The organism is Acidovorax sp. KNOB132, from assembly GCF_057541515.1.
This window is the reverse complement of the sequence record NZ_BAAJYT010000175.1, coordinates 1-8025: the sequence shown is the minus strand read 5'-3', so window position 1 is coordinate 8025 and position 8025 is coordinate 1. Positions and strand designations below refer to the sequence as shown.

The following is an 8025-nucleotide window of genomic DNA, read 5'->3' as shown; positions in this document are numbered from 1 at the left end:
CCTGGCCCTGCGCGCCCGGCTGGACCGCCCCGCGCTGCAGGCATTGGCCGCAGCCGATGCGCTGCGCTCCCTGTCGGGCCACCGGCGCCAGCAGGCCTGGGACGCCGCGGCGCAATGGCGCGCGCCGGCCTTGCTGCAGGACGCGGCGGTGAACGAGGCACCCCTGGCCCTGCCCGAGGCGCCCGAAGGCGAGGAGATCCTGTTCGACTACGCGGCCACGGGCCTCACGCTGCGCCGCCATCCACTGGCGCTGCTGCGCGGCCGGCTGGAGCGCTGGCGGCTGTTGACCGCCCTGGCGCTGCGCGACATGCCCAACGGCCGCCGCGTGCGTGCCTGCGGCATCGTCACCGTGCGCCAGCGGCCCGGATCGGCCAACGGCACCATGTTCATCACGCTGGAAGACGAGACCGGGCCGGTCAACGTCATCGTCTGGCCGTCGCTCGTGGAGACCTGGCGCAATGCGCTGCTGCGCTCGCGCCTGCTGGCGGTGGAAGGCCTGTGGCAGTCCAGTCCGAACCCGCCGGGAACGCCGCCAGGGCAGGGCGCGGTGCGGCACTTGGTCGCCCAGCGCTGCAAGGACATGACCCCCTTGCTCGGCCGCCTGGCCCAGGCGCTGGACGGCAGCCGCGATTTCCATTGAGGCGTGGGCGAGGTTCCCGGGCAAGGGTGCGTCGGTGCAGCGCCTCGGCCTGCCTCGCTATTGCTGCTGCTTCGCGGTGTGCCGATGCCAGCAGGCGCCCCTTTCAGGCACCACCGCGTCGATCTCTCTCACGCAGGGTAGCGCGACAGGTCCGGCTCGTCGAGCTGGCGGTTCATCAGCTTCGCGAACGCATCGCGCACCCCTGGCAGGCTGGCCAGATGCAGCGCGCCGTGCAGCAGGTGAATGCCCAGCCGGCTGTGGGGGTTCATCAGGCGGGGACCGATCTTGGGCACGTTCTGGCCCTGTTCAACCATCGGCCGCATGGCTTTTTCATAGGCGGCGAAAGCCTCTTCGAGCCTGCCTCCATCGCCAGCCCGTGCGATTTCACCGGCCAGCACATAGGCGCCCGTGAGGGCAAGCGTCGTGCCGATGCCTGCCAGCGGGGTGGCGCACCAAGCGGCGTCGCCCATCAGCACCACACGCCCACGGTGCCAGCGCGCAAGGCGCACCTGGCGCAACGCGTCGAAGTAGAAATCGCTGGTCGTCTCCATGCCCGCCAGCACGCGCGGGGCCTGCCATCCGGCATCGGCAAACTGTTCGCGCAGAAAGCGCTTTTGCCTGTCCATGTCCCAGTCCTGCTCGCCCTCCGTGGGGCGCTGGATCGTCAGCATGGCGCGCGTGGTGCCGTGCCGGTCGGGCCGCAGCGAGACGCTTCGACCGCCGGTGGTGTGATACCAGCGCCACATCCGATCGTCGTCGGGTGCACGGGCGATGGTGAAGTAGGCGAGCGTCAGGTCCATCCAGCGCGGTTCGTTTTCGCCGGAAAACACCCGTTCGCGCGTGGTCGAACCCACGCCCTCGGCGACGACCACCGCATCGAAGCGCTCCTGCTGCCCGCCCGCGAAGCGCACGGTCGCCGCCGTGCCATCGTCTTCGATGGCCGCCACATGGTCTCCGAACCGGTAATCGGCCCGCTTGCGCGCCGCGTCGTACAGCAGCCGGGCGAGGTCGCCGCGCAGGATTTCCATCTCGGCGGTGGGCCCGTCGCTGGACAGTTCGTCGGTCTTGAACTCGGCGACGGCATGGCCATCCTCGTCGATCCAGGCCGTGCCTTCCTCGCCCGTGCCCTGGTCCAGCGCTGCCTGCTCCAGTCCCATGCGGCGCAGCACCTCGCGGCCTGCACCGCGCACGTCGATGTTCTGCCCGCCGTCGCGGAACTCCGGCGCCCGTTCGACCACGGTGACCTTGCAGCCGGACCGGGCCAGTGCCCAGGCGGCGGTGTTGCCGGCGACGCTCGCGCCGGTGATCAGGATGTGCCGTGACATGGGGTTCTTTCCAGATGGGTTTCTCGAGACCGCTGTGCGCAGGGAAAGCGCGCCTATGGGATGCGGGTCAAAAATGGCTTCGGCGCATATTGATCTAGGGGGTTATGCTATTAAAAATATAGCAATCATGCCCGCCTTGGAGCGCTTCAACGCACTTGAGCGCGCCTTTGCACGTCTCAGCGCGCCTTGGCTGGCGTGGAGGCTGGCGGTTTTGGGGCTGCCCCTGCGGCACCGCCCTGCACCTTGTCCCCGGCGCGGGCCAGCAGCACGGCGCAGTTCTCGTCGTCGTCCGCTGCAGGCACCGTGATGGGGGCCAGCGCCAGCGCCACCGGCGCGACCACGGCGGCCGCCACGGCGGCGCCCGCGCGCAGCAGCAGCGGGCCGGCTTCCAGACCCACCTTGGGATCGGCGAACGGGCCCTTCACGTACAGCGGCGTGCGCAGGGAGAAAAACTTCCACTGCAGCGATTCGGGCTTGATGCGCAGGTCGAGGTGCTCGCGGCCCAGGTCGGCCGTGCCGGTGGCTTCCACCGTGGCCTCGTTGGTGCTCAGCTTCACCGAGCGGGTCTGCGCGATGCCGTCTTTCACCGCGAAGTCGGCCACGGCGCAGCGCAACTGCACTTCCTTGTCGTCGCCGAAGAGCTTGGCCACCACCACGCTCCCCACGTTGAGCGCGGCCAGGTCCAGCATCTGCTTGCTGAAACGGCCATCGCGGATGTACAGGCGGGTTTCGCCGCTGGCGCTGCCCAGCATGCTGGCCACCGACTGGCCACTGCCGTTCAGGGCCACGGCACCATCGAGCCGGCCGAAGCTCTTTTCCATCAGTTCGACCTTGGGAAACAGGCCCGACAGCCGCAGCCCTTCCACGCTGCCGCGCAACTGGGCCTTGAGCGGCTTGGTGCGGCTGTCCAGCACCACGGTGGAATCGATCTTGCCCTGCGCCACACCGAACTGCAGGGGCGAGAGGGTGAGCAGGGCGTTGTCCAGCACCGCATGCACGCGCAGGTTTTCGATCGGCAGGCTCTCGTCGCGCACGATCTGCTGGCCACTGAAGGTCAGGTCCAGGTCCATCGCGTTCCAGCGGTCGGTGGCGAATGCCACGTCGGGCAGCACCTTGCCGGGGCGTTTGGAGGTGCCTTTTTCCGCCTTGCCTTCGCCCGTCGGTGCGCCCAGCACGGGCCCCAGGTCGGCCAGACGCAGCTTCTTGGAGGTCATCGTGCCCTTGAGGCGGGGGCGGGGCTTGGCCGACGTGTAAGTCAGACTGCCATGCAGATCGCTGTCGCCCACGGTGCCGTCGAAATCGCGGTACTCCCACACCGCGTTGTCCGGCTCCAGGCTGCCCACCAGCCGGCCGCGCGTGCGAAACGGCGGCGTGTTCGGCAGCACCAGGCCGGTCAGGTCATACAGGTCGGCCATGCTCTCGGCCTTGAGCATCACCTTCATGTCCATGCCCGACAGCGCGGCCGGGTTGGACAGGATGCCTTCCACCTCGGCTTCCACCGTGCCGGCCTTCGCCTTGAACCGCAGCGGGTAGTCCACGACCTTTTCGCGCAGGTCCATGACGTGCCCGCCTTCGCCCCGGCCCTGGATGCGGGCCTTGGCGTAACGGCCCCGCACCTCGAAGCGCACGCCGTACGGGCCGGGCGCCTGCCCGGCGGGTGTGTCGATGGTCCCGAGCTTGGCGGTGAAAGCCAGGTCTTTCACGGCATCGGCATAGGCCAGCTGGCCATCGCGTACCACGAGCCGTCCCACGCTCACGCTCCAGGGATTGGGCTTCGCCGGCCCGCCGTCCTTGGCGGGGCGGTCGAAGGTCCAGTTGTTGCTGCCGTCGGCCTTGCGGGCCAGCGCCACGTCGGGCACGGTGAGTACCAGCGTGTCGATGGCCACATGGCGCGACAGCAGCGGCAGGAGCCGAAGCGAAGCACTGACGCTGCCCAGGGTGGCCATGGGCTGGCCGGACGCGGGCACCGAGGCCGTGCTGTCCGGCGCGGCCGGCACGGAAGCCGCCGGTGCAGCCGACACCGCAGGCGTGGCCGATGCGGCGGCCTTCTCGGCACGCGCCTGCACGGTGGCGGTGGATGCATCGTCCGTCTGCACATCCAGGGCGCCGAAGTGCCCGAAGTCCGCCCGGTTGTCCATCACCAGCCGGTCCGCCTGCACCGTGACGCCCGGCACCCAGCGGCGCCAGCCGGTTTCCACGGGCTGCGGCCACTGCCAGTGGGCCCTCAGATCGCCCTCGATGGCAAAGCGGCGGCCGGTGGCCTCGCTGACCTGCTGGTTGATCCAGGGCTTGGCCCGATTCCAGTCGAACCACGCCACGAAGGCCAGCAACAGCAGCAGCACAACGAGCAGCCCCGCCACTGCGGCAAGCGGCAGCCGCGACCGCCGCCTCCGGGAGGGCGTGGGCGATGCAGGGGCGGGCGCAGGGGAGGAAGGCGAGGTCTCAGGGGGCATGGTCATGGGCGTTTTCTTGGGGCCATGCTAGCCCGCGCCTGCGGCTTCCCCCCGCTGCCATGCCGCTTTGCCGCCGTTGTCCTACAGGGGAGACCATGCTGTTGCACGGGGCGGAATGACGTGCATCAAAGACCGTCGAGCGGACCCGGTGGCGTTGAGCGATGCGCTGCCGCGCCAAGCGGTTTCGGTCGGCAGGGCTCGGAAGAAATCCAGCAGCTACTGCAGGAGCGGCTGCGGCGCGCGGCGTACTTGAAATCGGCCCGAACGTCAGCTTCGGACCTGTCGACCCGGCTGCCGCCCCTCGAGGAGCATCCCAGCGGCTCCACTGCCGATGCGAAAAAGCCCCCGCAAGACGACTCGTCAGCGAAATCCGTTCCGGCCAGGCCATAGAAAAAGGGGCTGAAAAGCCCCTTTTGCAGCGACCCAGAGACACATCGGCATCTGTGGATCAGGTATCGATTGGAGCGGGTGAAGGGAATCGAACCCTCGTATGAAGCTTGGGAAGCTGCCGTTCTACCATTGAACTACACCCGCATGGCGCCAGAGGCTGGGGCATTGATTGGCAATGCCTTTCGCTGTGGCGCGCCGGATTATATAAGGCTCGTCGGCCTGGTTTCCCGCACGACGTGGCAAAGATGCCATGCACGCGGTGCCTAGCTCGATTGCCCAGCCCTCAGCGATTGGCACGGCTTCGCCGCCGATGCATGAACAGTGCGAACGCTGCCATCAACGCCGTCAGAAGGTATCGCCCCCACTCGCTGATCGTCGGGATGGCCGCAGCCGCAGCCACGGGTGGCACCGCCACGGCAGTGCAGACGACAGCGACGTTGCTCACGGGGCCCGACACCGTGCCGCTGCCGTTCGTCACGGTGCAACTCTGCGCTGGCGATGTGGGCTGGTTCAGCACGGACACTGTATAGGTCGCGCCGTAAGGCACGGCCGATAGCGAGAACGCTCCATTCGCTGAAATCGACGCGTTGCCGCCGCCGTTGATTTGTAGAACGAGGCCCGTTCCCGTCAGCCCCGAAACCGTTCCACCGACGGCATAGCTGCACTGGCTGGTGACATCCGATGCCACCCAATTGGAGGCGGTCCCGGTGAGTGCGAAGTTCTGCAGCGTGCCGTCATTGCCCCCGGCCCCATCGGGCAGGCTGGTCTGCCCGGCATTGTTGCCTCCTGCATTGCCTTGGTCGAAAGCATATGAATTCGACGCACCCGCCGGGGCCTGGCAGCCGGCTTTGGCCGTGGTGACCTCGGAGGCGGTCAGGACCCGGTTGAAAAGATCGAAGCGATCCATCGATCCGGGGAAAGACTGCGCTCCGTCGGTCCGCGAACCGATCGTCATCAACCCATTCGTGCCGGTGGAACTGGCCCCACCGGGCATGCTGGGCTGCAAGACGGCATTGATGTAGAGGGCGACGGTGCTTGTCGAAGCATCCCAGGTCATGGCAACGTGATTCCAGGCGCCTGCCGTGACCGCGTCGGTGGATCTCGTCGACACCGTGGCGCCACCATTGACGACATAGCCCAGGATTGCGCCAGAGGTGGACATCAGCAGCGTGACGAAGTTGGACGTGTCCGTCTGGGCGAAGAACACCCGGGCGGCCGTCGGCAGCGAATCGGGCTTGATCCACACCGTGGTCGAGAAACTGTTGGCTGCAGCCAGTGCCGCGGGAACGGGCATCGCGACCTGGTCGTTCGCGCCATCGAAGTGCAGCGCGTTGTCCGCGGCCGAAGCCGAAAAAGCGGCCACGATGAGGCCGATCGATGCCAGCATCCGCCATGGGTTCTGTGTCCAGGCCATTTCCGCATCTCCTCTTCATCGGTCACCAATGGATAGTTGTGGAATATATCTGCAGTGGCATTGATAGCAACGGCCCCACTTCTTTCCGAACCCATGCGCCATGGGCCGGCTCGCCACAGCCGTGCAAAGCAGCCCCGGGGCGCGGTTTGCCGTGCAGATGCAGCCCGTTGCGGGTCACCCGCCCGGGGTACCGGGCCGCATGGGGGTCATTCCAAGGCGCCCAATTCCCGCTCGCTGTCGAAACGCCGGGGCACTCCGGTGACCGGGTCGTCGAACACCAGCGACCGCGCCAACAACTGCAGCGGCTGCGAAAAGTCGCCTTCGGGCGGATCGTTGACCACGGGATAGAAAGCGTCGCCGCGCAGCGGCAGCCCCAGCGCCGCCATGTGCACGCGCAACTGGTGGCGCTTGCCCGTCACGGGCGACAGGCGGTAGCGGGCCCAGGCGCCGGCCACCTGCAGCACCTCGATGCGCGTGAGCGTGTTGGGTTCCCCCGGCACTTCCTGCATGCGAAAGAACTGCGGGCTTTCCTCCATGCGGCTGGCGTGTTCGCGGGGAAAGGCCAGGTCGTCGCGCCACGGCGCCACGGCTTCATAGGTCTTGGCGATGCGGCGGTCACGGAACAGGGCCTGGTAGGCGCCGCGCGTTTCGCGCTGCACCGAAAACAGCACCAGCCCGGCCGTGTCGCGGTCGATGCGGTGCACGGGCGCGAGGTCGGGCAGGTTCAGGCGGCGCTTGAGCCGCACCAGCAGCGTGTGCTGCAGGTAGCGGCCCGTGGGCACCACGGGCAGGAAATGCGGCTTGTCGGCCACGAGGAGGTGGTCGTCCCGGTAGAGCACGGCCTCCTCGAAGGGAATGGCGGTTTCCTGCTCCAGCGCCCGGTAGTAGTACAGCCGGATGCCGGGGGCGAAGGGCCGCTCGGCCGTGGCCGGCACGCCGAACTCATCCACCACTTCGCGCGCGGCCATGCGCTGCAGCCAGCCTTCGCGGCCCACGGCGGGCAAGCGCTCCACGAGAAAGTCCAGCAGGCTGCCCTCGCCAGTCGAGGGCAGCGCCACGCAACTGGGGCTCACCCCGTTGCGCATGGGCAGGACGCGGGGATCGTGGCGGTTGTGCATGGCGGGCCGATTGTAGTGAGCCGCTCCGCCTGGGCACGGTGCTGCCGCGCCATGCCGATTTCGTGGCGCCCCCACCGAAGGGGGGTTGGCTGGAATGGCCCGGCATGGTCCATTAGGGGCCCGAAATCTCTCACCCGAAGGAACTGCCATGCCAGACAGCGCGACGCCACTCCATTGCAGGGTGCGATGGCCCGCCATGGGCGTGGCGGCCGCCCTGGCCTGCGTGCTGTCGGGCTGCGCGCTGACCGGCGCGGCCGGCTATCCGCCGAGCGCATCGCGGGTTCTGGCCGTGCCCGCCGACCTCTCCAATCCGCAACTGTTCGACTGCGCCGCGGCTGGCCTGGCGCGCATGTCCGAGACCGGCAGTGCATGGCCGGGGATCACGCGCAGGGACGATGCACAGGGCCTGCTGGAGTCGGGCCACTTTCCGGAGTGGAACCGCAGCGGCTTTCGCGTGCGCATCGAACGCCCGCCCGGGGCCGGCGAGGCCACGCTGGACCTCAAGGCCGGTGGCGCCTACCTCGCCGACCTGGGTGCGGCGCAGGCGATGAACGATTTCGAGGCGGTGTTGAGGCCCTGCATTGGCGCCGCAGGCGGCGGCAGAACTCAAGGCTGAAAGCCTGAAGCCTTTTGGGCCCGATGCCCTAGGGTTTCATGCTTGTATTGCTATCAATTAAAATAGCAA

General features: G+C 68.1%; 6 protein-coding genes and 1 tRNA gene. 2 read left to right on the top strand and 5 right to left on the bottom strand.

Annotated elements, in window-relative coordinates:
• Nucleotides 1-640, top strand: a 640-nt coding sequence (locus tag AC27IO_RS17825; RefSeq protein ID WP_498739961.1) for an OB-fold nucleic acid binding domain-containing protein, incomplete at its 5' end; no start/stop codon positions are given.
• A gap of 128 nt (nucleotides 641-768) precedes the next feature.
• Here AC27IO_RS17825 and AC27IO_RS17820 read toward each other — a convergent pair.
• The 5 genes from AC27IO_RS17820 to AC27IO_RS17800 form a co-directional block, all read right to left on the bottom strand.
• The gene (locus AC27IO_RS17820; RefSeq protein WP_498739960.1) at nucleotides 769-1965 is read right to left on the bottom strand and encodes an FAD-dependent monooxygenase; all 1197 of its coding nucleotides are present in this window, start codon (nucleotides 1963-1965) and stop codon (nucleotides 769-771) included.
• A 176-nt stretch (nucleotides 1966-2141) separates the two neighbouring features.
• A complete protein-coding gene (locus AC27IO_RS17815; protein ID WP_498739962.1) occupies nucleotides 2142-4418 on the bottom strand; it encodes an AsmA family protein in 2277 nt (758 codons plus the stop codon).
• A gap of 460 nt (nucleotides 4419-4878) precedes the next feature.
• A tRNA-Gly gene (locus tag AC27IO_RS17810) sits at nucleotides 4879-4952 on the bottom strand.
• A 139-nt stretch (nucleotides 4953-5091) separates the two neighbouring features.
• Nucleotides 5092-6195: an IPTL-CTERM sorting domain-containing protein gene (locus AC27IO_RS17805; protein ID WP_498739959.1), complete on the bottom strand. Its 1104-nt coding sequence runs from the start codon at nucleotides 6193-6195 to the stop codon at nucleotides 5092-5094.
• A 233-nt stretch (nucleotides 6196-6428) separates the two neighbouring features.
• Nucleotides 6429-7340 carry a pseudouridine synthase gene (locus AC27IO_RS17800; RefSeq protein WP_317357849.1) on the bottom strand — a complete coding sequence of 304 codons (912 nt, stop codon included), beginning with the start codon at nucleotides 7338-7340 and terminating at the stop codon, nucleotides 6429-6431.
• A gap of 148 nt (nucleotides 7341-7488) precedes the next feature.
• Here AC27IO_RS17800 and AC27IO_RS17795 point away from each other — a divergent pair, with 148 nt between their 5' ends.
• Nucleotides 7489-7956 carry a hypothetical protein gene (locus AC27IO_RS17795; protein WP_498739957.1) on the top strand — a complete coding sequence of 156 codons (468 nt, stop codon included), beginning with the start codon at nucleotides 7489-7491 and terminating at the stop codon, nucleotides 7954-7956.
• Nucleotides 7957-8025 lie beyond the last annotated feature (69 nt).

Excerpts from the sequence above, each read along its gene's own strand:
- AC27IO_RS17795 (WP_498739957.1), top strand. The coding sequence starts at position 7,489 with ATGCCAGACAGCGCGACGCCACTCCATTGCAGGGTGCGATGGCCCGCC.
- AC27IO_RS17805 (WP_498739959.1), bottom strand. The coding sequence starts at position 6,195 with ATGCTGGCATCGATCGGCCTCATCGTGGCCGCTTTTTCGGCTTCGGCC.
- AC27IO_RS17815 (WP_498739962.1), bottom strand. The coding sequence starts at position 4,418 with ATGCCCCCTGAGACCTCGCCTTCCTCCCCTGCGCCCGCCCCTGCATCG.
- AC27IO_RS17800 (WP_317357849.1), bottom strand. The coding sequence starts at position 7,340 with ATGCACAACCGCCACGATCCCCGCGTCCTGCCCATGCGCAACGGGGTG.
- AC27IO_RS17820 (WP_498739960.1), bottom strand. The coding sequence starts at position 1,965 with ATGTCACGGCACATCCTGATCACCGGCGCGAGCGTCGCCGGCAACACC.